The organism is Thermobaculum terrenum ATCC BAA-798 (assembly GCF_000025005.1).
GTDB classification, from domain to species: domain Bacteria; phylum Chloroflexota; class Chloroflexia; order Thermobaculales; family Thermobaculaceae; genus Thermobaculum; species Thermobaculum terrenum.
This window is the reverse complement of record NC_013525.1, coordinates 1,333,021-1,358,491: the sequence shown is the minus strand read 5'-3', so window position 1 is coordinate 1,358,491 and position 25,471 is coordinate 1,333,021. Positions and strand designations below refer to the sequence as shown.

The following is a 25,471-nucleotide window of genomic DNA, read 5'->3' as shown; positions in this document are numbered from 1 at the left end:
TATGATATCTGTTGCTGACAGTTTCCAAAAAGCTAGAGATGAAGGCAGGTTGGCTTTCATTCCCTATATAATGTCTGGCTTTCCTGACGAACCTGCATCTGTCGAGATAGCGAAGATGTATGCTGAGACCGGTGCAGACATTATAGAGCTAGGAGTGCCTTTCTCGGATCCTCTGGCAGATGGCCCTACTATACAGCGGGCATCTAATAGAGCGCTTGCTAATGGTACCACACTGAGATCTAGTTTGGAAGTTGCGGAGAACATAGCACGGGAAGTAAGTATTCCTATAGTGATGATGAGCTATTACAATCCCATACTCAGGTATGGGGTACAAAGATTTTTCCAGGATGCATCTAATAGCGGAATATCAGCGGTGATAATTCCGGATCTCCTGCCGGAGGAGTCAGAAGAGGTTAGCACTTACTCGAGTGAATATGAAGTGGGGTTGGTATTTTTGGTTGCTCCCACGAGCACGGTTGACAGGATCAAATTGGCTGCACAGGCAGCTAATGCCTTCTTATATTGTGTATCTCTTACTGGAGTAACTGGAGCTAGAGATAGCCTTCCTGATTATCTTGAGCCTTTCCTCAGAACCGTCAGAGGACAAACAGATCTACCTCTTGTTGTGGGGTTCGGTATATCTAAGCCCGATCATATTAGACAATTGCATCAATTTGCTGATGGGGTTGTAGTGGCCAGCGCTATCATCAGCATGATAGAGAACTCTCCAAGCTGGCAGGAGGCCTTAGATTCCCTCCGTGCTTATCTAGGCCAAATGCGTGCTGCTACATTTGAATCTCTTAGCAAAGAGAACGTGAACGAGATTAAGTCCACAGCCTAATTTCTACAAAAACTTGTTTACGGAGGCATAAAGTGATCGTGGTGATGAAGGTTGGAGCGAGTGAGGAGGAGATAGGGAGGGTGATAGAGAGGATAGAGGTGGAGGGATTGAGTGCGCATGTGAGTCGAGGGATGGAGAGGACGGTGATAGGGGTGATAGGGCAGGGGGTGGACGTGCATCGGATAGCAGGAGTGCTAGGGGGCATGAGTGGGGTGGAGAGCCTGGTGCCGATCAGCAAGCCTTTCAAGCTGGCCAGCAGGGAGTTTCACCCGCAGGACACGGTGGTGGAGGTCAACGGGGTGAGGATAGGAGGGGAGGAGGTGGTGGTGATAGGAGGGCCATGCAGTGTGGAGAGCGAGGAGCAGACGCTGGCGACTGCCAGGGCGGTGAAGGCTGCTGGAGGGAAGCTGTTGAGGGGAGGGGCCTACAAGCCCAGGACCTCGCCGTACAGTTTTCGAGGGATGGGAGTGAGGGGATTGGAGATACTGGCCAGGGCGAGGGAGGAGACGGGTTTGGGGGTGGTGACGGAGGTGATGAGTGTGGAGGAGCTGCCGGTGGTGATGGAGTATGCGGACATGCTGCAGATAGGCACGAGGAACATGCAGAACTATGCGTTGTTGGAGGCGGTGGGGAGGACGGAGATGCCAGTGCTTTTGAAGCGTGGGATGAGTGCGACGGTAGAGGAGTGGTTGTTGGCAGCGGAGTACATCATGGCGCAGGGCAACAGGCGAGTGGTGTTGTGTGAGAGGGGGATAAGGTCGTTTGATCCTTACACGAGGAACGTGTTTGATGTGGGGGCGATAGCGTTGGTGAAGGGGTTATCGCACCTGCCTGTGATAGGGGATCCCAGTCAGGGGACAGGGAGGGCTAGTTTGGTGGTGCCTGTGAGTTTGGCGGCTGTGGCGGCTGGAGCTGATGGGTTGTTGGTGGAGGTGCATCCCAATCCGGAGGGTGCGATGAGCGACAACGCCCAGCAGGTGACGTTTGAGGGTTTTGAGGAGCTGATGGCAGGCGTCAGGAGGGTGGCCAGCGCTATCGGCAGATCCGCCGCCGAGCCTATGAGGGTATAGAACTAGGTAATCTTACCTAGTTCTATACCCTTCTTAGTTTTTTTCTATGTAGCTCCTATGATTCTTTTCTTTTAGAATTCTTTGCAAACCTTCGTAGGTCAATCCATGCTTGATAGCTATCTCTGATGCGAAAGAAGTGCTAGTTGGCTCTCCTGGCTTTATCTTGAAAGTGGACTCTACTCTGCCATTTTTGTGAGAGGTTTCCGCCACTAGGTTTCTGATTTTTGACTCAGATTGCATGTTAAGCTCATTGACCGACAGAGCCAGATCGTGTAGATGTGTTATGAGTACACCTCTGGCCCGCATTAGCTGCAATCCTTTGACGAAATCCTTAGCTATAACCAAAGCTTCCCTTTCTGATGTACTGGTAAGAGGTTCGTTCAATAAGACGAGAGAATTCTCTGTGGATTCCTCGAACAGCTCTCTGAGCCTTCGTATCTCGTCATCCAGTCTACCTTCTCCAATTGTCGATGTCTCCGCGCCGGGAAAATGGGTTAGTATGTTGTCAACCGGACTTATCTTAGCTTCCTTCGCAGGCACGAATAAACCACTTTGGAACAGAACTTGTGCTTGTCCGATAGCACGGCAGAACGTTGTTTTACCCCCTCTATTTGGACCTGTTACGATCAGTAGCGGATACTCCGCGTCTACAAGTACATCATTCGCTACAACTGATCTACTGAAGTCTGAGCCGTCTATCTTATCCCTGGCCTCCATCTGAATAGCTAGCGATAAATTGACGAGAGATTCTGCATAAAAGCACTTTTGCCCCATCGGTAAAATTCTGGGTCTACAGAAATTCAACCCTCTTTTCTCCAGGTGTTTTACCAGTCTTACGGCTCCTAGGTAAAACGCTATATCGTTTTCCAGAGCTACTATTGGGGCTGAGCTAACTCTTTTGAAAGTATCTAGAACCTTCGAGAGGGGTTTTACAGCATTCTCTAATAGTGTTTGAAGCTCCTGATAAAGCTTGCCGTCTCTTGGCAGTCCTCCAGAAGTTGATCTGTGAAGTTGACCTATTCCAAATCTTTGGTCTTCGCTACTAGTAGTTAGGAGTTTATCAAGCAGAGTCTTCTTGCCCTTAAATACATAGTTATTAAAGCTGATGATAGCAGCAGATTCAGGCTGCAAGTCGGGTCCAAGATTGATACCTATAGTTACGCTGTTTGTTTCACTTAGGGCTTCGTGTAGACTAGGTAGCTCTTTTCGTAGGTGTTCGATTGTTGGGTCATCATGAGCTCTGGCTACATCTTCTCTGAGTGATGTCAAACCTTTCGATTTAACATAAGGCGCATGTGCAAGGGCGTTATATAGTTGGTCCAAACACTCAATATATCTATCAAGCTCGCTTATTCTATTGATCACAGAGATTAGTGGGGAATCCCCGGGCCAATGGTAACCGGACGGACTCCTGAGCTCAATTATCTTCGGCAATAGCTCTAATAGTTCCTTAAATAACTGCTCATCATTCAATATATCTTCGAGTATTTCCTGTCGATAAGCTATAGTTTCGAGATCTGTTGGGAGATTTTGTATGATCTGCCTGATTGCATCTCGATGCCGAGCGTCAATGTCTAGCTTCTGCACAATGGGGGATAAATTGAGATCTTCGTAGACTCTATCTGAGATATGTACGGAGCTCTTTTCTTTAGGCCAAAGTAAACTAGTGAATCTTTTTATATCTGTCATGATCCTCTTTGGAGAAGTAAAACTATTTCACATAATAAACAATATCAAAAGATTTACAGTCTTGCTGTAGAGTTTCTTGCATGGCCTGTATCTTTTCAACCCTTGCCATTCGAGGTCCTATTTCACACCATCGCAGCATTTCTTCTACTCTCTCCTTGGGCCCCTGGAAGACAGCCTCCACGCGGCCATCGGGTAAATTTCTAACCCAGCCACATAGACCTAGTTGAGTAGCCTTACGTTTGCACTCAGCTCTGTAGTTAACTCCTTGTACCAAGCCAGACACAAGGACTCTTACCCTGATCAAATCCATATGCTTTACTTCTTCCTAGCCTATGCTGGATTTAATAAGGCAAAAGTCAGGAATATAACTAGCATGGCCTCTATAACGCCAAGTACTATCATGCCTAAACCTTTCGACGACAGCTTACCTGCCGAGACTTCGTCTCCTCTTCTTCGTGCTCGCTCACTCAGCGTAAAGGCCTGTATAGATGTAATTATTGGTGCTAATAATGCCAGTAGCATCGCCAATTGAAGAAGCAGGGATGCATCCCATCTTCTCAAGGCTTCGGCACCGTTCCCAGTAGAGTAACTTATAAGCAGTACACTTGCTAAGAGCAGGAAGCATGATATCTGGATAACCGGAAGCCAGTAGAATGATAGCTGTCGTAGCCTGTTGCCTGAGTTAGGATCCCTGGCGAAGTTTATGGATACGCGTATATCGGTATAGGCTATTGCACCTATTATGGCTATTGTTATCAGAACTACCAACAAAGATTCGAGCTTCATCGTTTCCTGTGATAAAGGCTCATCTGAAGTCTTCTGGATTCCTCGATGATAACATCGTAGATAGATTTCAGTGCTGAGTCGCTCAGAGGACCGCGATTAGCACTAATGATGTTGGAGTATACCACTATTTCCCTGTCTGGGACGTATACTGCACTTTGCGAATCGTTACGTTTGAGCTCTCCTATACGCAGGGATAAACTAGCGCGCTTGTTTAGGAGTTCGACAAGTGCTTTGTCTATTTCATCTATCTCCTGCCTAAGCTGTTCAATTTCGCTTCCTGCTTTTCCCATTGGAACTTTCCTAGATAAGTTTTACTTATTATCTATCTAACAGGTGATCATATAGAAGTTGAAGTGCTGCTGTGTATCCTCGATATCCAAATCCAGTTATTTGGCCCAAGACTATAGGTGCTATGACCGACTTGTGTCGCCACTCCTCGCGCGCGTAGACGTTTGATAAGTGTACCTCGACTATTGGTACCCTCATGGATTCTAAAGCATCCCTGAGTGCTAGTCCGTAGTGCGTTAGAGCCCCAGGATTTATTATGATCCCGTCACAGTTACCGAAATTCTCCTGGAGGAAATCTATTATGAAGCCTTCATGATTACTCTGCATTATAACCAGTTCGCATCCTAGCTCTTCAGCCTTTTGGCGACATAGCTCATTGATCTTTTTCATGCTAACACGGCCGTATATCTCTGGCTGCCTTTGACCAAGCATATTCAGATTGGGGCCATGTATAAGCAATATTCTCACCGTATGTACTCCCGCATAGCCAATTCCACTATGTCTAGTGGGACGTCAGATCTTATCTCAGCCTTACCTATAGCTCTCAGTAGTATCCATCTACTCTTGCCACCCTCGATCTTCTTATCAAGTTTTATAGCTTCTCTGACGCTAGCAGCTTCAATACCTTCGGCGTATCTAGGAAGCCCGAACTCAGCTATCAGTTCATTCTGGAGTTGTAATGATTCCTCATCAAGCAAACCCATCTCTTTGGCTATTAGCCCGGCTGCCTGCATCCCTATTGCCACAGCTTCCCCATGAAGATATTTGCTGTAGCCAGTAGCAGCTTCTATAGCATGACCCAATGTGTGTCCATAGTTGAGTATGGCCCTTAGCCCTGACTCTTTAGGATCCTTCGTCACTATATCCAGCTTTATTTCCGCACACCGCGAAATCACAGGCAGCATCTTTGGTATGTCTTTTGATTTCAAGTCGTCTAGATGATTTGCAATATAATTGTAAAGAGAATAATCGTAGATCATAGCATATTTGATGACCTCTGCCCATCCGCTTCTAAGCTCCCTTTCAGGCAGGCTTATAAGAAGAGATACATCTATGAAGGTAAGTTTGGGCGGGTAGAAAGAACCTATAAGGTTCTTTGCTCTTGGGTGATTTATGCCGGTTTTCCCTCCTATGCTGGCGTCCACCTGTGCTAACAGAGTGGTAGGTACCTGAACTAGATGCATACCCCTGAGGTATGTAGCCGCTACCCAGCCCGCTAGATCTCCTATAACGCCACCCCCAAGTGCTAATATAGTGTCCTTTCTCTCAGCTCGATTTTCAGCTAGCCAATCCCATAGATAGCTAACCTGTTCGAGATTCTTGTATTCTTCCCCAGATGGAATTACGCAGGTGTGTGTTTCTATACCAGCACTAGTTAGGATTTTTGCTATAGTACCTTCGTACAGGTCGGCGATATTCTTATCAGTTATTACAAATATCCTTTTGCCGACATCATATTCTCTTAGTATTTCTGGAAGGCATGACAATATTTCGTTACCAACGATTACAGGATGCATGCCTGATAATGTCTTGACGCTAGCTCTAAGCATGGGACTCCACTTTGATCCGTTAGGTTACCTGCGTGATATACTTTTTCATCACCAAGTTTTTGTTGCTAATAGCATAGCAAATAGAGTTGAAATTTCACCTTTTGGGAGGCCAATTTGTCGGATCGACTAAACCCCCAGCGCTTGAGAGGTTTCAGAGATTTCCTGCCGGAGTCCATGGCTCTAAGGAAATACGTTATACGCACCTTTGAGGAGATTTTTGAAAGGTATGGTTTCCTCCCCCTAGAAACACCTTCCCTTGAATATGCGGAGACATTTGAGGGGAAGAGTAGTACTGAAGCTGAGACTCTCATGTATAAGTTCGTGGATGCTGGAGGTAGAAGGGTCGGCCTGAGGTATGATCTAACTGTTCCGCTTGCTAGGGTTGTTGGGATGCACCCAGATCTTCCTATGCCTTTCAAGCGCTATCATATTGCTCCAGTGTGGAGGGCAGAAAGACCTCAGAAGGGAAGATATCGCGAGTTTTGGCAGTGTGATGTGGATATAGTGGGCTCAGATGAACCAGCTGCTGATGCTGAGATACTGGCTATTATCTCTGATTGCCTAAGTGCAGTAGGTTTTAAAGAGTACCGAGTTCTAATCAATCACCGCAAGATACTCTCTGCGATGGCCAGGGTTGCTGGTGCCAGTCCCGAACAGGCTGTCCATGTATATAGAGCAATAGATAGGCTATCAAAGGTAGGCGCCGATGGAGTTAGACAGGAGCTAATACAACTTGGTTTGTCTCCTGACTCTTCCGATAGGCTTATAGCTCTTATAAACATCGAGGGAGATGCGGATACAGTGCTGTCTCATCTTGAGCGACTCCTTGAGGACCAGCCTGAGGGCATACAAGCAATCAACGAACTTAGGTCTATACTCAACCTCCTTTCTAACTATAACGTGAATATGAATTCCTATCTGATTCAACCATCCCTGGCACGAGGTCTAGATTACTATACTGGTGCCGTTTTCGAGACGGTAGTTGATGAGCCCAAAGTGGGATCTGTAACTGGGGGAGGCAGATATGACGAGCTTGTTGGTATATTCGCGGGCAAGAAAATCCCCACAGTCGGTACAAGCTTGGGGCTAGAGCGTATTATAGATGTACTTGAGGAATTAGGACTAATGACTCCACCTCGGGTGTCAGCTGATGTGTTTGTGACCGTGTTTGATACCAGTTGTATTGCCAGCTCCATTCAGATAGCAGCTAACCTGAGGAGAAAAGGGATAAAGACGGAGCTATATCTTGGTAAACCTGGTTCACTTAGGAAGCAGCTAACTTATGCATCGCGACTCGGCATTCCTTGGGTAATCATAGCTGGACCTGATGAGCTAGCCAACAACGAGGTTACGCTGCGAGATATGCAGAGCGGCGAGCAAAAAAGGTTACCTTTACACGAACTTCCTGAGCATATAAAGAGTCTTTGGAGCTAGGATATAGTCATACAAGCAGCCAAAGACGAGCTAAGCTCCCAAGTCCCTATTGTCATAGGGAAGTATCATGATCTTGTACTCTGTCATATGCTCTATCGCATAGCGTATGCCTTCTCGACCCAATCCAGAGTCTTTTACACCGCCATAAGGCATATTGTCTACTCTGAAAGTAGGTACGTCGTTTACGACTACTCCACCAACCTCTAGTGCGTTAAAAGCTAGTGTAGCTTTACTTATATCATTGGTGAAGACACCTGCCTGAAGGCCGAATCTGGATCTGTTTATAGCTCTCAACCCGTCCTCAAAATTTTCTACTGGTGAGATGATTACTACAGGAGCGAAAGCTTCCTGGGAACAAACCCTAGCATCCTCAGGGACGTTCTCGAGTATTGTGGGTTCAAATATGTTGCCGTCTCTCTTGCCGCCAGTAACGACCTTAGCTCCTTTCTGTACGGCCTCTTGTACCCAGCTCTCTACCCTATCCAAGGCTCTATTATCTATAAGAGGAGATACGTCGGTGTCTTCTTGAAGAGGATCGCCTACCTTGAGTTTGCCTGTTTGCTCTACTAGTGCTGCTTTAAGATCTTCGTAGATGTCTTTATGTACGAATATCCTTTGTACGCTGATGCAGATTTGTCCTGCATATGCAAAAGATCCGTAAGCTAGTCTCCTAGAGGCATGCTCTATGTCTGCGTCCTTGTCCACCACTACGCCTGCGTTGCCTCCAAGCTCTAGAATAACGTTCTTTTTACCTGCCTTCTTTTTTAGCTCCCAACCAACCACGTCCGAGCCTGTAAATGTGAGGAGCTTTATCCTCTCATCCGAGACAAGAAGATCTCCGGTATTTCTATCCATAGGCAGCACACTAAGTGCACCTTCTGGCAGATCTGTTTCCTCGAAGAACCTAGCTACCTTTAGCCAGGTGATAGGTGTCTTGCTAGGCGGCTTGAGAACTACGGGATTCCCTACAGCGATAGCCGGTGCTACCTTATGAGCTGCCAAGTTTAATGGGAAGTTGAAAGGTGAGATGGCAGCTACAGGTCCTATGGGGAATCTTCTCACTATACCCATCTTGTTTGAGCCAGAGGGTAATAGATCAAGGGGTACTACTTCCCCGTGAATCCTCTTGGCCTCTTCTGCAGCGAGGGTGAAGGTAAGAATCGCCCTATCTACCTCCACCCTCGAATCCTTTATCGGTTTCCCAGCTTCTAGTGTAATGGTGCGTGCTATATCTTCTTTATTCTCACGGAGGCGGGATGCGACGTGTTGTAAGATATTGGCTCTTTGGAAGCTCGGCATAGAAGAGAGCTGGTAAAAAGCCTCCTGTGCTTTAGTTATTGCCTTGTCGAGCTCTTGCTTCCCGGCTTGATAGGTATAAGCCACCACCGAGCCATCATATGGATAAGTTACTTCTAGCTGACTGGAGGTGGTTACCCAATTCCCGGCAAGGTATATTGGGAATTCCCCCATTATGTATTTTGACTCGGTCCTTTTTTCTACCTGTTGCGTAGCCATTTCCCACCTCCGTAGCTTCTGTCTATGAACAGCTTTTTGCCTTATCTAAACGTCTCAGGTAGATCTACAACTTCTATGTTGTCCAGTCCACCATATCTCTCCCACCAGGGACGAGCACCTTGATATATAACCTCGTTCAAGGCCTGTATGTTCTTTACTCCTTGGTCACTCAACCAGCTTCTCAGAGCATCTGCCCCGCCCTGGGCGTAGGCTGGTATCCCGTCCTGCCATGTAGCTCTACCGCACAATACTCCGGAGTAAGGCACGCCAGCCTCGTTAGCTAGAGCTAGAGTTTCTCTAAATACCTCATCACTGACTCCAGCACTCAGATATATGAACGGTACTTTAGAGAGAGATGCAGCCTCTCTAAAGTGCTCGATGGCCTCTTCCCGCGTATAAGCAACCTCGCCGGTGGTGTTAGCCTTCACACCTTCTACATATTTCATATTGACAGGTACTTCTACTTTGAGTACGTCCACACCGTACCTGTCTTGTGAGAATTCAGCCATATACTTCTTTACTTTCGAGGGCTTGACCTTGGCGAACTCGAAGCTCTTCTCATCACCAATTTCGTCACTGTAGCATACGGGCTCTAGGAAGAAAGGCACGTCCAGAGCCCTGCATTCTGCACCTACCCTCTCTATGAATGCATGCTTAATGGTATTGATCTTTGGATCGTCGTCCGGATCGTAGTACATAAGTATCTTTATAGCGTCTGCCCCGGCTTCCACTAACCTACGTACCGACCATTCAGGAAGCAGGTCCGGAAGCCTACCTTTTGTAGTAGTATCATATCCTGACTTTTCGTACGCCAATAGCAATCCTTTGCCGCTTGCCCTTCTCTTTGCTGCTTCTAGACCGTATTCCGGATCAAGGAGTATAGCCGAGGCATAAGGAGTTAGTATCTCGGAGACTAGAGCTTTGAACTCTGATAACTCCTGGTCGGAGACATCGCCCCCCTTGGCTTTAGCAAGAGCCTTCTTGAGGGAACCTCTCTGGTCCATGGCTGCGGCAGCTATTATTCCCTTCTCGTCCGCAATTTTGTTTAGACCTTCGAACTTGCCCCTGGTCATGCGCACCTTGGTAGCTGTGGTTTGAGCCATTTTCCTACTCCCTGGAAATATTGATTTTCACACAGATTGTCGGCAGCACAATTGATGCCAGGATAAAGATAGCATGCAGCTTTCGGCCAGGCAAGGGAGATAATTTAGCCCTGCTAATCTATCTCCAATCTAGACTGCCGTATTGTGGGATAGCCTGTATCCATACGGCGCCTTTATTCACTTTTACTTGCTTTCCATCTTTATCAAGATAGATCGTTGGCTGCTTGGTGCTAGTCTTCTTCCACGTCGCCTTCTGGACGGTACCATCTTGGAAGATGTAAGCAGGACCGCTCCCGAATACTTGTACATCTTCTCTGGCTTTGTCATCTCCAGGTATGCGATGTATCTGATGTACTCTTACTATCACAGTTGAAGCCCTTATTTGTTCACCAGTAATTCTCTCTATTGCGGGCTCACCTTGCATCCATCTTAGATAAGTGTTGGTTTTAGGGTCCCAACGCCATTCCACATAGTACCAATCGTTGAAGCGTATATTTATGTATTCAGCTCTTCTGCCCGGCTGCTTTATGCTTTGGTCTTTGAAGAGCAAGCCTCCCCAAGTACCTCCTTTGAGACTTCGACCGACCATCTTTTCATATCTACGCAGTGCTGATGTGCTGGTATACAAGTTGTGAGGGGCTACTCTGTCTTGAGTTCTATAAAAAGCTCGACCGTCCCAAAGGGCGTTTGTTCTGACCAGTCCTATCTGATCCGCAAGTCCTGCTGCACCTGGAGCACCACCTGCATGTATGTATATCGGGTTGAACTCCTTGGCCCAAAGAACGAAATACTTCCTTGCGCTCCGCACAGGACCTACTACTGGTGACTCCCTTGTGATAAAGAATGCTATGAATCTAGATATCCCAAATTCTGCAGGTGCTTCCAGTACCACATCTGCATATGCTAGACCTGATTGTGGTCTAGCATCCGGATGGTTCTCTATCATGACTGCTAGAGGTCTACGGGGAGGTGGAGCGGATTCTATCTGTTCGAGAGTAGCTTTTACTTTTATTGTGCTACCAGGAGCTACTTTGTATTTCTTGCGGAAGGTTTCGTAGTAACGCTTGTTAAGCCTTACCCAATGGTTTCCAGGCTCAAGGTTCTTGATCGTAATTGGTGCAAATCCTCTAAATTTTCGGTCTATAAAGACCTTTACCCCCTTTTGGGAAGTAGTAATAGCAATAGTGCCTGGCTTAGGTTTGAGGCTAAGGGTTATCTTTTTAATGTCTCCAGGACTAAGGGATATATCTTTAGTTGCCTCGAAATACCCTTCCCTCTTAGCAGAGATAGTGTGCTTACCAACTTCTAGTTCGAGCTTTTGATCTCCTGATCCCACCTTATGTTTGTCCACAAAAACGACTACATTCTTGTTTGGGACGTCTATTAGCAAGATGGGTTTTACAGCAGCCAAGTTACAACTAACATCTATTGTTTGCCCCGGCGATACATCTACTATCTTTTTACATTCCTTATAGTGATCCTTTCGAATTGTTATGCTATGTTTGCCCGGGGTTACACTTAGCTTGCTAATTGGCGTATCACCAACCTGTTTGCTATCGACCTGCACCGATGCTCCGTTTGGTTTCGAGTTGATATTAAGCGCGCCGTTGAGGGCAATAAGCTTAATGTCTAAGCTTACTCTATCCCCCTCACCCAACTGTACTTCCTGTTGAGATTCTTTGTAGCCCGAGAGCGAAACAGTCACCTTGTACGTACCTGGCGAGAGATGAAGTGTATTGGGTGTTCTACCTGAATCTTTTCCGTTGACTTTTATTTCTGCTTTTGCTGGTGTGCTGGATATCTCTAGCGTTGCCCTTGCTGGTTGATGTGTTGGAGTGCTCAAGTCTTGTCCACTGCCCTGGAAAGGCATTCTACATGCGGATATAAGACTTATTATCGTGATCAGAGTGAATATTCTAAATGTTGTGTTCACTTTATAAAGCACTCCTGGAAATTTCAAATATCATCGCCTGCTTCTTAGAAGGGGAGTTTAGCATAGAACTTACTTAGTAGTTATGAGTTCGCTATTGATTGACCGATTATTTTCCTTTTTGTTTACAGGTTACAAAAGTTAGGCGTGGTACTCACTTCTAGTACCACGCCTAACAGATGGGATTTTTACGATTATAGATGACTAAGCTCTTTTTTCCACCGGTTGGGTATTCCCGAACACTCTGACAGGAGTGAATCTAGGCGCAGCCCACCTTACTGCGTTCGAGATTATCTTTTGTACGTTCTCGTTATGATATGTGGGCAGGGTCTCATGCCCAGGCCTGAAGTAGAAGATCCTTCCAGCTCCTCTCGTATAGCAGCAACCGCTTCTAAAGACCTCTCCCCCTCTAAACCAGCTAATCAGCACCAACTCATCAGGTTGAGGTATATCGAATGGTTCGCCATACATCTCCTCTGGAAGTTCAAAGTACTGATCTACCCCTTCTACAATGGGGTGACCTGGTGAAACGACCCAGATTCTTTCGTAATCGTCGTCGCGCCACTTTAGATCACAACTGGTGCCCATCATTCGTCTGAAGATCTTAGAAAAATGACCTGAATGGAGGACTATAAGTCCCATGCCATTTAGTACTCTTTGCTGGACTTTATCAACGATATGATCAGATACTTCATGGTGTGCCATATGGCCCCACCATATCAATACGTCGGTTGAATCTAGCTTGCTGTCATCAAGGCCGTGATCTGGCTCATCCAGCGTAGCTGTCCGGACTTCAAAACCTTGTTGTTTCAGGAAGCCAGCTATTACGTTATGTATGCCATCTGGATAAATTTCCTTTACTCTTGGGTGAGTCTTCTCGTGTCTAAATTCGTTCCATACTGTGACTCTAATAGGGTCAGACATATATACAACTTCCTCCTCACAAGAAATCGCCTAAGGCTGGTGTTTCTACTGTAGCATCAAGTAGCCTCTTAACTCTAGAAGTGAACACTTTGACACAGAGATGATTAGGATGGACAATATTATCTAATGTTCGGAACCTGGAGGGTTCATGAGTGCCAAGCAAGTATTTATCAACACCCTAGTAGTTCTTTTAACTTTAGCTGGGGCATACCTGGTTATAAGGTTGCTTGACATAATTGTGCTGTTCGTGATAGCTATAATATTCGCCTCGGCGATTTCCCCTGCTGTCGCCTTCCTAAATAGGAAATTGCCTCTAGGAATTTCCATAGCCATAGTCTATCTAGGAATTATCCTAGTTTTTGCTGGGATACTTTCCTTGATAATTCCTACTGCTGTTAGGCAAGGAATGGCGCTAGTTGAGTCTGGCCCGGATATGGTGCGGGCTGTCGAAAGACAGATCATAGAACTACAGCAGAGGTTCAATATACCGGTAGAGAATCTATCTGGCGATCTTCAGGAGTATTATAGGAGGCTTATATCCTCTGCTCCTAGGTTGGCTGCGGGTATATTGAACGTAACTCTGAGCTTCATTAGTGGTCTAGGTGCTTTTGTGGCTATATTGGTGATGGCATTCTACTGGTTGCTTGAAAGAAGGGGAGTGCAAAGTACCTGGGTAGGCCTCGCTTCTCCAAGCAGTAGGCCTGAGATAAGGCATATCATTGATGAGATAGAAGCTAAAATAGGAGCCTATGCACGAGGGCAGATAACGCTTGGGCTTATAGTAGGAATTGCTTCTTTTATAGGTTTGACGATCCTGGGTATTAATTACGCCGCCATATTGGCTCTTATAGCTGGTATATCAGAGCTTATACCCATAGTAGGCCCCATAGTCGGAGCGATACCAGCGGTCCTAATAGCTCTGTCGCAGTCACCTAAGCAGGCCATATTAGTGGTCTTACTTTATGTAATAATTCAGCAGATGGAAAACCACCTGCTTGTTCCTAAGATCATGCAGAGGTCTGTTGGGCTAAGTCCTCTTACAGTGCTCTTCGTAGTGTTAGCGGGTGGATCACTGATGGGGATAATAGGAGTGTTGTTGGCTGTGCCTGTTGCCTCTGCTATACAGGTGATACTCTCGCATACCTTGCTCCGTCGAGAAGAGACAGATACCCTGTACAGGGAGAATGAAAAGTTAGAGACACCTAGCGGCTAGTACTTTAGTTGCTGCTGCGCTAAACTGTCTTGGATATACTGCTTGGAGTTGTAATCGTGTCTATAGATGTTGCTGATCTTAAGCATCTGAGTTTGAAGATATCTCGTACGGTATCAGATGTTGAATCACCCTCTATACTGTTCTATGAACTCCCACACCTGTCTCTAGACATGCTCATTACCCTATTTGCTGAGCTATCTGCCGACAACCAGTGTCAGTGTTATCTGTGGTCTGATGATAGAGGATTTTCCATGCTCGGGTTTGGGGTTGCGAGGTCTATAGAATATGAAGATTTCGCGGCTCCAGCCATTGTTCGAGAAGATATTCAAAACCTTCTGTCTTGTTTTGATATAGGAGATAGCTCTTCTCCCATCTTAGGACTGTACTCGAGCTTTGATCGCGCTGATGATCCACAAGCCTTCTGGGCCAGAGAAGTTTGTCTAACTGTGTTTTTGCCGACGGTATGCTTATACACTCGAGATGACAATTCCTACTTGCAAGTTGCCATATCGAGGAAAGAAGAATTGGTTCAGATATCTAAGGTATTAGACTTGCTAACAGCAGTTCATCCCGAGAAGTCTTCTAGTGATGCAGCTGAGAATGTTCAGGTATTAGGCTATAGAACTGATCTAGATATCAGTACGTGGAGCGCTGCCATAAACACCATAAAGAGGCATATAAGATCTGGAGAAGTAGAGAAGGTAGTCCTTTCCCGAAAGGCTTTCTTAGCTCTTGACCAACAGCTGAATCTAGGTGATTTCCTGAGGAACTTGCATTCTGACTATCCTAACCTTTATCTCTACGCTCTTAGTAAGGATGGTTTCTGCTTTGTAGGGTCATCGCCGGAGATGCTTGCGGAAGTTTACGATGGGAAGCTAGCTACTATGGCCCTTGCCGGATCAGTACCATTAGAGGTCTCAAAAGATTCAGTTGCTCAGAAGGGCTTAGCCTTAAAGAGGCTACTTGGTAGCAGCAAGGATATGCATGAGCACAATCTCGTAGTGCAGAGTATAGTTGAAGCTTTAAAGGAAGTAGCAACTCATATAGGTGTGGAAGATCTGACAGTTACAAATTTACCTAATATCTTGCACTTGCAAACTCCTATCAAGGCATATCTCCAGCCAGGACGTGATTTGCTAGATGCTTTGACATATATTCATCCAACCGCGGCTGTGGCCGGTTATCCTAGATATCCTTCTATAGATCTTATTTCTGCCTTAGAGCCTCAACCACGGGGGCTCTATAGCGGTACCATGGGGTGGATTGATGCTGAAGGTAACGGTTCATTGTCTGTATCACTCAGATGTGCTGCAGTAAGAGATAAGCTGGTTGTTGTGTTTGCTGGTTGTGGAATGGTCTCTGATTCTGATCCCCAGGCAGAGTATCTGGAGTCCGAGGCTAAGATGCGACCTATCTTTTCCTCCCTGCCGTTCGGGGTATATGGCATCAAGTAGGATCTCTTATGAGTGAAATTGGAAAGATTAACCTATTGGCAGCTAGAGCTCTAGCTGATGAGTTGATTAGATGCGGTGTGGAGCATGTGTGTTTAAGTCCTGGCTCCCGATCCGCTCCTATGGCTATAGCTTTTGCTGAGACAGGTCGTAGACTCTGGGTGCATTTCGATGAACGTTCTACGGCGTTCTTCGCTTTGGGGTTAGCTAAGCACTCCCGAAAACCCGTAGTGGCCCTGTGTACATCAGGTACGGCATCATCTAATTTCTATCCGGCTGTTATAGAAGCTAGTTATTCTGCTACACCGTTGATAGTCATTACCTGTGACAGACCACCCGAGCTTGTTGATTTTGGATCTCCACAAACTATCGATCAGAGTAAGTTGTATGGTATTTATCCTAAGTGGCATATAAATCTGCCTGTCCCATCGGATGATTTTCAGGTAGATAGATATCTGAAAGCTGTGGCTAGAAGGGCTTATCAGACTGCACTATCTTTTCCTGCCGGTGTAGTACACCTCAATTTTCCTTTCAGAGAACCCCTTATACCTGAGGAAATCGAAAATAGGAAAGATGATTCTTGCGAGGATATGCATTCTATCCTTACGCCTGATCTTGAGGGGACTTCTCCTCTCTCGAAAGCATCAGCGAGTAAGATATCGGATTTGCTACAGCAGTCTAGGAGAGGTTGGATAGTATGTGGTTATTCTGGAGGTAGTGACCATCTGGATTCCATCCTGGAGCTTTCGGCTAGGCTCGGCTATTTGCTAGTAGCTGATCGTGTTTCTAATCTTGGTATTCATAATGTAGATAGAAGCTTACTTATCTCTAGCTATGATCTGCTATTGGGTGGAGATCCTCGCTACTTACCCGAACCTCCAGAGGTAGTACTGAGGATTGGAGCTTCTCCTACATCCAAGAATCTCAACCGTTATCTTAGACAATTAGATCTCAAATTCAGTATTTTGCTCGATAATTTTGGCCGATGGCATGATCCTGATTGGGCTGCGGACATAGTTATACAATCGAGTGCTAAAGAGTTTGTTGATTCAGTTCTCCAGTTCCTGCCTGATAGATTGAATCGAGACGTAGGTTGGTTGAGTAAGTGGGCTGAGCTGGACAGTCTAGTTTCCTGCAAACTAGCAGAGACCGTACTTGGAATCAACAATGCTCTATTCGAAGGGCGTATTTTCTTTGAACTATCGGATGCTCTTCCGGCTGGCTCTCAAATATTTGTCGGTAACAGTATGCCAGTCAGAGACTTAGAAACTTACTTCCCATTTACAGACAAGGCATTTCATATCTTTGCTAACAGGGGTGCCAACGGTATAGATGGAGTTTTGTCCACTGCCACTGGAGTAGCGGCATCATCAGGTAAACCTGTTTTTCTTGTGATAGGAGACTTGTCCTTTGCACATGACGCCATAGCTTTGTCAATATCAGTTAAACATTCTATCCCCATAAAAGTGATACTGGTCAACAACAATGGAGGTGGCATATTCTCGCTGCTACCATACAGAAACCATGAAGAATTCTTTGAATTGCTTTTTGGGACTCCTCATAATCTTGAATTAGGGCGCGTTGCTGGAGCCTTGGGGGTCAGATACCATCCTTGCAGTAGCTGGCAGGAGTTCCGAGATGCGGTATTAGAATGCCAAAATTTGGAAGGCCCGGACTTAATTGAGATACGTACCGACCGCGATATAAATAGAAAGATTCGGGCTGACATTCGCCAGGAAATACAAAAGTATATAGCATCTATGAACCCAATTTAGAGTAATCATGCCTGTAGCATTGACTGCTGGAGTAAAAACATATTACGAGACTTATGGTAGTGGCTTCCCCATGCTTCTATTGCATGGTTTCACGGGCTCACATCATACATGGGAACATATAATTGAGCCCCTGCAAGACCATTTTTCCCTAATAACTCCTGATCTGGTAGGACATGGCTTGTCTGAAGCCCCTTTAGAGGTTGATAAATATAGTATGGATTATGCGGTGCGATGTTTATGTGAGTTGTTGGACCTTTTGAATGTCAGTAAGTATATTTTGCTCGGATATTCCATGGGCGGACGCATAGCCATGCGTCTGGCTCTTCAGGACACTTCTCGTGTTACTGCCTTGATCCTTGAGAGCACATCTCCTGGGATAGAGGACGAGGATAGCAGACAAGAAAGATTACGTAGTGATCAATCATTGGCCGATATGATTGAAAGAGAGGGAGTGAAATCTTTTGTCGACTATTGGGAGAGCCTCCCGCTATTTCATACCCAAAAAAAGTTACCAGAAAATATCAGGCTGCGGATTAGAGCCGAAAGACTTTCACATAGACCTATAGGCCTAGCTAATAGCCTGCGAGGTCTGAGCGCTGGATTGGATCTGCCTATCTGGAATCAGTTGTCTAGTATAGATTGCCCAACATTATTGGTTGCTGGGTGTGAGGATAAAAAATATGTTGAGATGATGCGTAGAATGCATCATTCTATGCCTAAGTCGAGCTTGGAGGAGGTGGAGGGGTGTGGTCATTGTGTACATCTTGAGGATCCAGATAGATTCGTTTTGATAGTCTCTAATTTTTTATTGCATCATGGGCTTGTTAGTAAGCGTAACTAAAAACTGAAAGGAGCAGTGTTATATGGTTCAGTGGAAGAAGGCGAAAGAGTATCAAGACATAATCTATGAGAAAGCGGAGGGTATAGCAAAAGTAACTATCAATCGCCCTGAGGTTAGGAATGCATTTCGGCCTGAAACCGTCAAAGAGATGATAGATGCCTTCAACGATATACGTGAGGATCCTGAGATAGGTGTTGCCATCCTAACTGGTGCAGGAGATAAAGCGTTCTGCTCTGGAGGTGACCAGAGATACAGGGGTGAGGGTGGTTATGTTGGTGAAGATAACGTCCCAAGGCTGAATGTGCTAGATCTTCAAAAGCAGATAAAGTATCTCCCCAAACCAGTTATAGCTATGGTAGCTGGTTATGCTATCGGTGGAGGGCATGTGTTGCACTTGATCTGCGACCTTACTATTGCTGCCGATAATGCTATCTTTGGCCAGACTGGTCCTAAGGTAGGGAGCTTTGATGCAGGCTATGGTGCAACCTACATGGCCCGAGTAGTGGGTCACAAGAAGGCCAGAGAAATATGGTACCTCTGTAGGCAATATACTGCTCAAGAAGCCCTTGAGATGGGTCTAGTAAACAAGGTTGTACCGCTTGAGCAACTGGAAGAGGAGACCATCAAGTGGTGCAAGGAACTCCTTGAGAAGAGTCCCATAGCTCTTAGGTTCCTCAAGGCTGCCTTCAATGCCGACACAGATGGTCTGGCAGGTATCCAAGATCTCGCTGGCAATGCAACGATGCTCTACTACATGACAGAAGAGGCTAAGGAAGGATATAGAGCTTTCCTAGAGAAGAGAAAGCCGGATTTCTCCAAGTTTCCTAGGTTACCCTAAGCTTGACTAGGAGGTCTTTATTTCTCATGACTGGCAGGCCCGCATACGATCAAATGAACATGCTCAGGGCTTGGCTGTTAGCTACTAGACTTCCGACCTTACCTGCGGCTGTTGTCCCAGTGTTGGTGGGTACAGCAGCCGCCATCCGAGAGGGTCACTTTCGACCTCTGGGATTCGTTGCTGCGCTCCTTGCGGCTTTACTTATACAGATAGGTACCAACTTCATAAACGATTACTATGATTTTCTCTCCGGTGCCGATACCTCGAACAGAAAAGGCCCCATAAGACCTCTCCAGCTAGGCCTTGTTACTCCTCGAACCATGTTTCTGGCGGCTGCTCTTTGTTTCCTAATTGCAGCTTTGCTTGGCTTATATCTTATCTATCTTGCAGGGTGGCCGATACTTGTTATAGGTATAGCGGCTATCATAGCTGCTGTTACTTATACCGGAGGTCCTATTCCATACGGCTACATAGGCCTAGGTGACTTATTTGTGTTCATTTTCTTTGGCCTAGTGGCTGTCATTGGTACCTACTACGTACATGCAGAGTCTGTAAACGGCTTCGTTTTACTCCTTTCTTTACCTGTTGCTGCGCTAGTTACTGCCATACTGGTAGTCAATAATGTTCGCGATATCGATTCTGACAAAGCTGCTGGCAAGAAAACCCTTGCCGTTATCATTGGTGATCGTGCTGCGCGTAGTGAATACTTAGTACTTATCTTGGTTGCTTATCTTACCGTGATCATTGGTGTCATCTCAGGGATCTTGCCTATTTGGTCTGCAGCGGTTCTCTTCACTTTGCCCCTGGCTATTAGGTCCACGCGGACAGTACTGTACTCTTCTAAAGGGCCAGAATTAAATTCAGCTTTGAAAGCTACAGGTAGATTACATCTGATTTTTGGGTTGATCCTATCAGTGACTTTGCTAGTTTAGCCTTTCTCCTGAGGAATGCCGTTATGTCTGAGAGCTTCCTTTTGCCTAACTGGCTTCTATATCAATCTAAAACTAATGCCAATCATAAGGCACTGTTGTATGGGAATGAGGTCATTACTTATCGACAACTTTACCATAATGTTGTGGCTCTTGCTTCGATCTTGGCCAAAAAAGGAGTAGGGCCTCATGACAGAATAGCCATATTATCTAAGCCGTCTCTTAACTTTATATATGCTGTGCATGCAGCCATGCAGATTAGTGCCATTGTGGTTCCCTTAAATACGCGCTTGTCTCGAGAAGAAGTTGCCTACCAACTCAATACGATTAAGCCCAGAGTACTACTTGTTGATAGTTCTAATCTGGGCAAAGTGGCAAATATGGCTCTGTGTGATAGTGCAGATATAGTTTTGATGGATGAAATGGTGTTGAACTCATCCCCAGATCATAGTTTTAGCTCCCGGGATTATTTCAAGTCCAGCGATCCTTTAGCTATCATCCATACCTCTGGCACTACTGGTAAGCCCAAAGGTATAGTTCTGACTTATGGTAATTTCTGGTGGAACGCTGTTGGCTCGGCTCTAAACATAGGAGCTACTCCTCAGGATATCTGGCTAGCCTGTATGCCGTTGTTTCATGTTGGAGGGATGTCTATCATCATTCGCAGCGTTATCTATGGGAGCTCAATTTTACTTCATGAAGGGTTCGATCCTGAATCGGTCAACTATGATATCGAGAAGCACGATGTTACTTTGCTATCGGTAGTCAGCACCATGCTCCGACGGATGATAGATAGCCGAAATGGAGTACGGTACGAGTCACGTTTGAGATGCGTACTCCTAGGTGGAGGTCCTATTCAACCTGATCTTGTGTTAGAGGCGCTAAATATGGGACTACCTGTGGCTCCAACATATGGTATGACCGAGACTACTTCTCAAATAGCGACCATGCCTCCATCAGAGGTACGATCCAGGCCAAGCTCATCGGGAAGACCTATAATGCCAGCGGTTCTGAAGGTTTTTGATGAGAATAGAGGTTATCTGGGTCCAAACCAAGAGGGCGAGATAGTGGTTGAGGCTCCTATGCTCTTTAGCGGCTACTGGGATCCAAAGGCGGGGATCTTACCCAGGGAGAGTGGAGAATTCAGAACTGGGGATTACGGATATATTGACGATAACGGCTTTCTCTATGTGATCGATAGGAGAGATGATCTGATAGTATCTGGTGGGGAGAATATATCTCCAGTTGAAGTTGAAAGTGTGCTTATGTCCCATCCTGAAATAGATGATGCATGTGTTACGGCTGTTGCTGACCAAGAATGGGGTCAGATTCCTGTAGCCAGCGTTAAGTTGAAAGTTGGTTCAAACCTCACTGAGGAGGAAGTAAGATCCTACTGTAAGTCTCGTTTGGCTTCATATAAAGCTCCTAAGAGGGTGATTTTTGTGGAGTCAGTGCCTCGTAATGCAGCGGGCAAGCTCTTGAGGAGCCAGGTGAGTGAGATGCACAAGAGGGTGATGAGTGAGAAATAATAGTTTTTCTAAATCACCCCTTATAAAATACTACGTCTATGGCGATGGGGAGACAGTATTATTTGTTCATGGTGGTTTTAGCAATGGGAGGGCTTCTTGGAAGCGTCAGATAGGCGAGCTCGCAGCCTTCGCAAAGCTTATTGTTGTGGACCGAAGAGGGCATGGGTCAAGTCCAAAATTACCTAGACCTTACACTATCTTGGGAGATGCCTTAGATATTCTCAAAGTGGCAGACCTCATAGGGATCGACAGAATTCATTTGGTAGGTCACTCTTATGGTGCATTAGTAGCTTTGGAAATTGCGTTAAGACGAGAGATCCAAGTCGAGACGCTCCATCTGATAGAACCCCCAGCGCTTAGCATACTTCGGAATGATCCAGCTGTCATAGACCTGTCAGAGAATCTCAGAAGGGTACAGAGACTGGGTCCTAATATGGGTAAAGATTGGACTGCCAGGCTTTTTCTAGAGAAGCTTCAAGGCAAGGATTTTGTGGAGTATGTAGCTAGTTCGCCCACTTGGAACAAACTTTTACTGGAAGCGAGTCGTTTCTGGTATGAACAGTTTGCAGCAGATTATGATCTAGATCAAAATGATCTTGTCAACCTTCATGTTCCTACTTGGGTGTACGTTGGATGCCAGTCTAATCAAGTCCTAGTCCGAGTATCGAAAGAATTGTGCGATCTTTTACCATGTTGCAAGCTGGTACAAGTACCGGATGGTACACATATGCTGCAAGCTGAGAGCAATGTACTCAGCCTGCAGCTAATCTCATTGATTAATCCCTAGAATCAACACCCAGATTAGGAAATTTCCAAGATCGCTGGTCTGTATATCTTATGACCATCTATGTCAACTTCTATCTTAGGCCAATCGGTTATGTCCGTGAGCACCTCGTTGTTATCTGCCCCGACCAGTATCGTGTCTTCAGACTTTACTCCAGTGATGCTTGGGTTCCAAGCATATGCTTGTCCTTCATACACTATTTCTTGTGATGTGGGAGTGCCAAAGAACTCTCTACTTTCGTATCCTGCTATGCCGCCCTGGTGATGCAGCTTCCACTCATCAGCAAAACCATTTTGCTTGTAGGCATGTATTGCATGGGTAAACACATCGGATAACCTTGTGTTCGGCCGAGTATGATGTATTAGCGCAGCATCCACGTTAGCCACAGCAGACTGCTTTATTGCTAAATCTTCTGGGAGCTTCCCAAAGTGGATCAGGCGGGTTATAGAACATACCAACCCCCACTTTCGGCCGCATAGGACGAGCATGGCATATTTTGAAAGTCTTTTGTCGGTAGGTAGAGGATGCCTGTAATCATAGACTCTATCATCGACTGCAACTAGATCGACTATTGGCCAAGCTCCTCTAGATTCGGTCTCGTATGCAAGTATTGCAGCTATCTCATGCTCTGATTGTCCAGGGGTAATTTTGTGGATGGCCGCATTCATCGCCTCAGCACAGATCTTACCTAGCTGTCTAAATCTCTCCTGCTCTGGAAGCAAAAGCCTGGACCTCAGACGAGCTATATCTATTGATACATCCACAAAATCTTTACTTGAGAAGTCGGCTCCAACCCTTTTACCAACAATTAGCTTGGATAGAGACGTTTGTTCACTGTACCAATCATCCACTATGAACGTCCATCCCTGTTCCTCTAATTTCTCTTCTTTAGAAAGCCTCGGTGCCTCGATTCTATTGGTAATCAGGTACTTGCTATCCTGGGTGATCACGATCGTAGCTGTACCGAGCTCGGATGCTGTATTTACATAACTTGATGCGCCGCAGGTAGCCCAAGCGAACGAGCTGACTCTTCTTAGAACCAAGGCATCGAGCTGGCTATTCTCTAGCAGCTGTCTTATTGCTTCAAGCTTTTGATCCAATTCGTTCATATAGGTCCTACTCCTGTAAAAAGTGGGTTGCAGCTATCTCCAATATTGTGTCTATTCTTATACATCTGCCGGGAATTCTTCAATAACATATACTTGCTTTGTAAATGTGAGAAAATAGTTATGGAATACTTGGGTCACTGACTTTTGTTGCAGTCCATAGTGATAACACAATTCTCTAGGAGATCATTTATGGCTCAGACTGATACTAGAAGCGTGATAATCATAGGTTCTGGTCCAGCTGGATATACAGCTGCTATTTATGCTGCTAGAGCCAACCTAAGTCCTCTGGTCCTCGCTGGTAGCCAAATGGGTGGCCAGCTGATGATAACGACCGATGTAGAAAACTATCCTGGCTTTCCTGATGGTGTTCAAGGTCCTGAGCTAATGGCTCTATTCCAGCAACAGGCAGAAAGATTTGGGGCTGAAATAGTACCGGTGGATGTGACCAAGGTTGATTTCTCGTCGCGTCCGTTTAAGGTTTGGACTGATGAAGAGGAATACTCTGCTCTATCTGTGATCATTGCCACTGGAGCATCTGCCAAGTTTTTGGGTGTTCCAGGTGAGTCGGAATTTATGGGAAGAGGTGTATCAGCATGCGCCACTTGTGATGGCTTTTTCTTCAGAGACAAGAAGGTGGTGGTAGTTGGTGGTGGCGACGTAGCTATGGAGGAAGCACTATTCCTGACTCGATACGCTAGCTCTGTGACCGTCATACATAGAAGGGATCAGCTACGGGCTAGCAAAATAATGCAGGAAAGGGCTAAATCCAATCCCAAGATAGATTTCATCTGGAACACAGTGGTTGAAGAGATACTAGGGGATCAAAATGTCAAGGCTATAAAAGTTCGTAACGTCGTTACAGGAGAGTTGAGAGAAATCCCCGTTGATGGTGTTTTCGTAGCGATCGGACACAAACCTAACACCGATATATTTGTTGGTCAGGTAGAACTGGATGAGAAAGGCTACATAAAGGCCCAAGATTCATGGAGTACAGCTACCAACGTAGATGGGGTATTTGCAGCAGGAGACGTGCGCGATCACAAGTACCGTCAGGCTGTGACAGCTGCTGGTGATGGATGCAAGGCTGCGATGGACGCCGAAAGGTGGTTGGAATCTCAAGGCGTGCAAGTAGACATAAGTGATGAAATTTATTCGCTACCAAAATGACCAATGCTAGCGGTGCTTGTATCCGGGGGCGAGATCTCCTCTCCAGAGCTATTCTCACCCTTATTTAGGGAAGCGGATTTTCTTGTAGCAGTTGATTCGGGTTATCATTTGTTTCAGGTAGCAGGAGTCAAGCCCAACCTATTGGTTGGTGATCTTGACTCCATCTCTCCGGAGATGCTTGCCCATGCTCGAGAAGCTGCAGTTGACCTAATAACATTCCCAACCGAAAAGGATTATACAGATACTGAATTGGCCATAAAGCAAGCTGTCGATAATGGCTGTTCAACCATATTGGTCGTAGCTCCTTTTGGAGATAGGATAGACCATACTTTGGCCAATGTTCTCCTATTGACCTCTCCTAAGTTTAGGAATTATGACCTGAGATTGCTCAATGAGTTTCAGGAAGTGCGCCTTATTAAAGGGTCTATAAGCATTCGCTCTCACCCTGGAGAGGTTATATCCTTATTGCCTCTGTCGGATGTGGTTGAGGGCATAACTACTGCTGGACTCTATTACAGGTTGCAAGATGCTAACATGATTAGGGGGCCAGCTTTGGGAATCAGCAATGTAGCTACTTCAGAGATAGTGTCAGTTTCTGTTGTTTCTGGTGATCTACTTCTAGTTCGGATTTTCCAGAACGGCCTGGATCCTAGTGAATATATACGTAATGAGCTTGGGTGTAAGTCGCTAGATTAATCTCATTTG

24 protein-coding genes are annotated in these 25,471 nt (G+C 45.8%); 13 read left to right on the top strand and 11 right to left on the bottom strand.

Translation table 11 applies throughout. The features are described from left to right. The first annotated feature begins 1 nt into the window (after nucleotide 1). Together trpA and aroF are read left to right on the top strand one after the other, a co-directional pair. A complete protein-coding gene (gene trpA / locus TTER_RS06340; RefSeq protein ID WP_012875191.1) occupies nucleotides 2–841 on the top strand; it encodes a tryptophan synthase subunit alpha in 840 nt (279 codons plus the stop codon). Nucleotides 842–873: 32 nt separating this feature from the next. Then, on the top strand, nucleotides 874–1,911 hold the full coding sequence (gene aroF / locus TTER_RS06335; protein WP_012875190.1) for a 3-deoxy-7-phosphoheptulonate synthase: 1,038 nt from the start codon (nucleotides 874–876) through the stop codon (nucleotides 1,909–1,911). A gap of 33 nt (nucleotides 1,912–1,944) precedes the next feature. Here the strand turns inward: aroF and TTER_RS06330 are convergent, their stop codons facing one another. The 6 genes from TTER_RS06330 to aroB are packed head-to-tail and all read right to left on the bottom strand — an operon-like array spanning nucleotide 1,945 to nucleotide 6,224. After that, on the bottom strand, nucleotides 1,945–3,600 hold the full coding sequence (locus TTER_RS06330) for a MutS-related protein (RefSeq protein WP_012875189.1): 1,656 nt from the start codon (nucleotides 3,598–3,600) through the stop codon (nucleotides 1,945–1,947). A 22-nt stretch (nucleotides 3,601–3,622) separates the two neighbouring features. Then, the gene (locus tag TTER_RS06325; RefSeq protein WP_012875188.1) at nucleotides 3,623–3,910 is read right to left on the bottom strand and encodes an acylphosphatase; all 288 of its coding nucleotides are present in this window, start codon (nucleotides 3,908–3,910) and stop codon (nucleotides 3,623–3,625) included. 20 nt (nucleotides 3,911–3,930) lie between these two features. After that, a complete protein-coding gene (locus TTER_RS06320) occupies nucleotides 3,931–4,386 on the bottom strand; it encodes a hypothetical protein (protein WP_012875187.1) in 456 nt (151 codons plus the stop codon). Continuing rightward, entirely contained in the window at nucleotides 4,383–4,676 is a 294-nt protein-coding gene (locus TTER_RS06315) for a chorismate mutase (protein WP_012875186.1), read from the bottom strand. Before TTER_RS06315 ends, TTER_RS06320 begins: the two co-directional genes overlap by 4 nt. Nucleotides 4,677–4,704: 28 nt before the next feature. Next, the gene (gene aroQ / locus TTER_RS06310; protein WP_012875185.1) at nucleotides 4,705–5,142 is read right to left on the bottom strand and encodes a type II 3-dehydroquinate dehydratase; all 438 of its coding nucleotides are present in this window, start codon (nucleotides 5,140–5,142) and stop codon (nucleotides 4,705–4,707) included. Beyond that, nucleotides 5,139–6,224, bottom strand: coding sequence for a 3-dehydroquinate synthase (gene aroB / locus TTER_RS06305; RefSeq protein ID WP_012875184.1), 1,086 nt, complete (start codon nucleotides 6,222–6,224; stop codon nucleotides 5,139–5,141). The genes aroQ and aroB overlap by 4 nt, the downstream gene beginning before the upstream one ends. Nucleotides 6,225–6,338: 114 nt before the next feature. On the opposite strand from aroB, the gene hisS reads away from it, so the two are divergent. Beyond that, nucleotides 6,339–7,658 (top strand): histidine--tRNA ligase, encoded by a 1,320-nt coding sequence (gene hisS / locus TTER_RS06300; protein ID WP_012875183.1) that lies wholly within the window; start codon nucleotides 6,339–6,341, stop codon nucleotides 7,656–7,658. A 30-nt stretch (nucleotides 7,659–7,688) separates the two neighbouring features. Here hisS and TTER_RS06295 read toward each other — a convergent pair whose 3' ends face one another. The 4 genes from TTER_RS06295 to TTER_RS06280 all read right to left on the bottom strand — a co-directional run bounded on the left by TTER_RS06295 (nucleotide 7,689) and on the right by TTER_RS06280 (nucleotide 13,130). Further along, nucleotides 7,689–9,173 (bottom strand): aldehyde dehydrogenase family protein, encoded by a 1,485-nt coding sequence (locus TTER_RS06295; RefSeq protein WP_012875182.1) that lies wholly within the window; start codon nucleotides 9,171–9,173, stop codon nucleotides 7,689–7,691. A 41-nt stretch (nucleotides 9,174–9,214) separates the two neighbouring features. After that, nucleotides 9,215–10,276, bottom strand: a complete 1,062-nt coding sequence (locus TTER_RS06290; protein ID WP_012875181.1) for a tagatose 1,6-diphosphate aldolase — start codon at nucleotides 10,274–10,276, stop codon at nucleotides 9,215–9,217. Between the two features lie 118 nt (nucleotides 10,277–10,394). Beyond that, the gene (locus TTER_RS14700) at nucleotides 10,395–12,209 is read right to left on the bottom strand and encodes a PEGA domain-containing protein (RefSeq protein ID WP_148211905.1); all 1,815 of its coding nucleotides are present in this window, start codon (nucleotides 12,207–12,209) and stop codon (nucleotides 10,395–10,397) included. 201 nt (nucleotides 12,210–12,410) lie between these two features. After that, on the bottom strand, nucleotides 12,411–13,130 hold the full coding sequence (locus TTER_RS06280) for a ThuA domain-containing protein (protein WP_012875179.1): 720 nt from the start codon (nucleotides 13,128–13,130) through the stop codon (nucleotides 12,411–12,413). A gap of 148 nt (nucleotides 13,131–13,278) precedes the next feature. Between TTER_RS06280 and TTER_RS06275 the strand changes: the two genes are divergently transcribed. Genes TTER_RS06275 through TTER_RS14695 form a run of 8 tightly spaced genes read left to right on the top strand, consistent with a single transcriptional unit; the run spans nucleotide 13,279 to nucleotide 22,493 of the window. Continuing rightward, complete coding sequence (locus tag TTER_RS06275) at nucleotides 13,279–14,343, top strand: AI-2E family transporter (protein WP_012875178.1); 1,065 nt, start codon at nucleotides 13,279–13,281, stop codon at nucleotides 14,341–14,343. A 56-nt stretch (nucleotides 14,344–14,399) separates the two neighbouring features. Further along, complete coding sequence (locus TTER_RS06270) at nucleotides 14,400–15,797, top strand: isochorismate synthase (protein ID WP_012875177.1); 1,398 nt, start codon at nucleotides 14,400–14,402, stop codon at nucleotides 15,795–15,797. A gap of 8 nt (nucleotides 15,798–15,805) precedes the next feature. Next, nucleotides 15,806–17,569: a 2-succinyl-5-enolpyruvyl-6-hydroxy-3-cyclohexene-1-carboxylic-acid synthase gene (menD, locus tag TTER_RS06265; RefSeq protein WP_012875176.1), complete on the top strand. Its 1,764-nt coding sequence runs from the start codon at nucleotides 15,806–15,808 to the stop codon at nucleotides 17,567–17,569. A gap of 7 nt (nucleotides 17,570–17,576) precedes the next feature. Further along, on the top strand, nucleotides 17,577–18,410 hold the full coding sequence (gene menH, locus TTER_RS06260) for a 2-succinyl-6-hydroxy-2,4-cyclohexadiene-1-carboxylate synthase (RefSeq protein WP_012875175.1): 834 nt from the start codon (nucleotides 17,577–17,579) through the stop codon (nucleotides 18,408–18,410). A 22-nt stretch (nucleotides 18,411–18,432) separates the two neighbouring features. Then, nucleotides 18,433–19,248, top strand: coding sequence for a 1,4-dihydroxy-2-naphthoyl-CoA synthase (menB, locus tag TTER_RS06255; protein WP_012875174.1), 816 nt, complete (start codon nucleotides 18,433–18,435; stop codon nucleotides 19,246–19,248). Between the two features lie 26 nt (nucleotides 19,249–19,274). After that, nucleotides 19,275–20,180 carry a 1,4-dihydroxy-2-naphthoate polyprenyltransferase gene (locus tag TTER_RS06250; protein ID WP_012875173.1) on the top strand — a complete coding sequence of 302 codons (906 nt, stop codon included), beginning with the start codon at nucleotides 19,275–19,277 and terminating at the stop codon, nucleotides 20,178–20,180. A 23-nt stretch (nucleotides 20,181–20,203) separates the two neighbouring features. Next, nucleotides 20,204–21,706 carry an o-succinylbenzoate--CoA ligase gene (gene menE / locus TTER_RS06245; protein WP_012875172.1) on the top strand — a complete coding sequence of 501 codons (1,503 nt, stop codon included), beginning with the start codon at nucleotides 20,204–20,206 and terminating at the stop codon, nucleotides 21,704–21,706. Then, nucleotides 21,696–22,493 carry an alpha/beta fold hydrolase gene (locus tag TTER_RS14695; protein WP_012875171.1) on the top strand — a complete coding sequence of 266 codons (798 nt, stop codon included), beginning with the start codon at nucleotides 21,696–21,698 and terminating at the stop codon, nucleotides 22,491–22,493. Before menE ends, TTER_RS14695 begins: the two co-directional genes overlap by 11 nt. A 14-nt stretch (nucleotides 22,494–22,507) precedes the next feature. On the opposite strand, the gene TTER_RS06235 is transcribed toward TTER_RS14695, so the two are convergent. Further along, the gene (locus tag TTER_RS06235; RefSeq protein ID WP_012875170.1) at nucleotides 22,508–23,599 is read right to left on the bottom strand and encodes a M24 family metallopeptidase; all 1,092 of its coding nucleotides are present in this window, start codon (nucleotides 23,597–23,599) and stop codon (nucleotides 22,508–22,510) included. Nucleotides 23,600–23,788: 189 nt separating this feature from the next. Between TTER_RS06235 and trxB the strand changes: the two genes are divergently transcribed. Together trxB and TTER_RS06225 are read left to right on the top strand one after the other, a co-directional pair. Then, nucleotides 23,789–24,766 carry a thioredoxin-disulfide reductase gene (trxB, locus tag TTER_RS06230; RefSeq protein ID WP_012875169.1) on the top strand — a complete coding sequence of 326 codons (978 nt, stop codon included), beginning with the start codon at nucleotides 23,789–23,791 and terminating at the stop codon, nucleotides 24,764–24,766. A gap of 3 nt (nucleotides 24,767–24,769) precedes the next feature. Beyond that, the gene (locus TTER_RS06225) at nucleotides 24,770–25,462 is read left to right on the top strand and encodes a thiamine diphosphokinase (protein ID WP_012875168.1); all 693 of its coding nucleotides are present in this window, start codon (nucleotides 24,770–24,772) and stop codon (nucleotides 25,460–25,462) included. The last annotated feature ends 9 nt before the right edge of the window (nucleotides 25,463–25,471 follow it).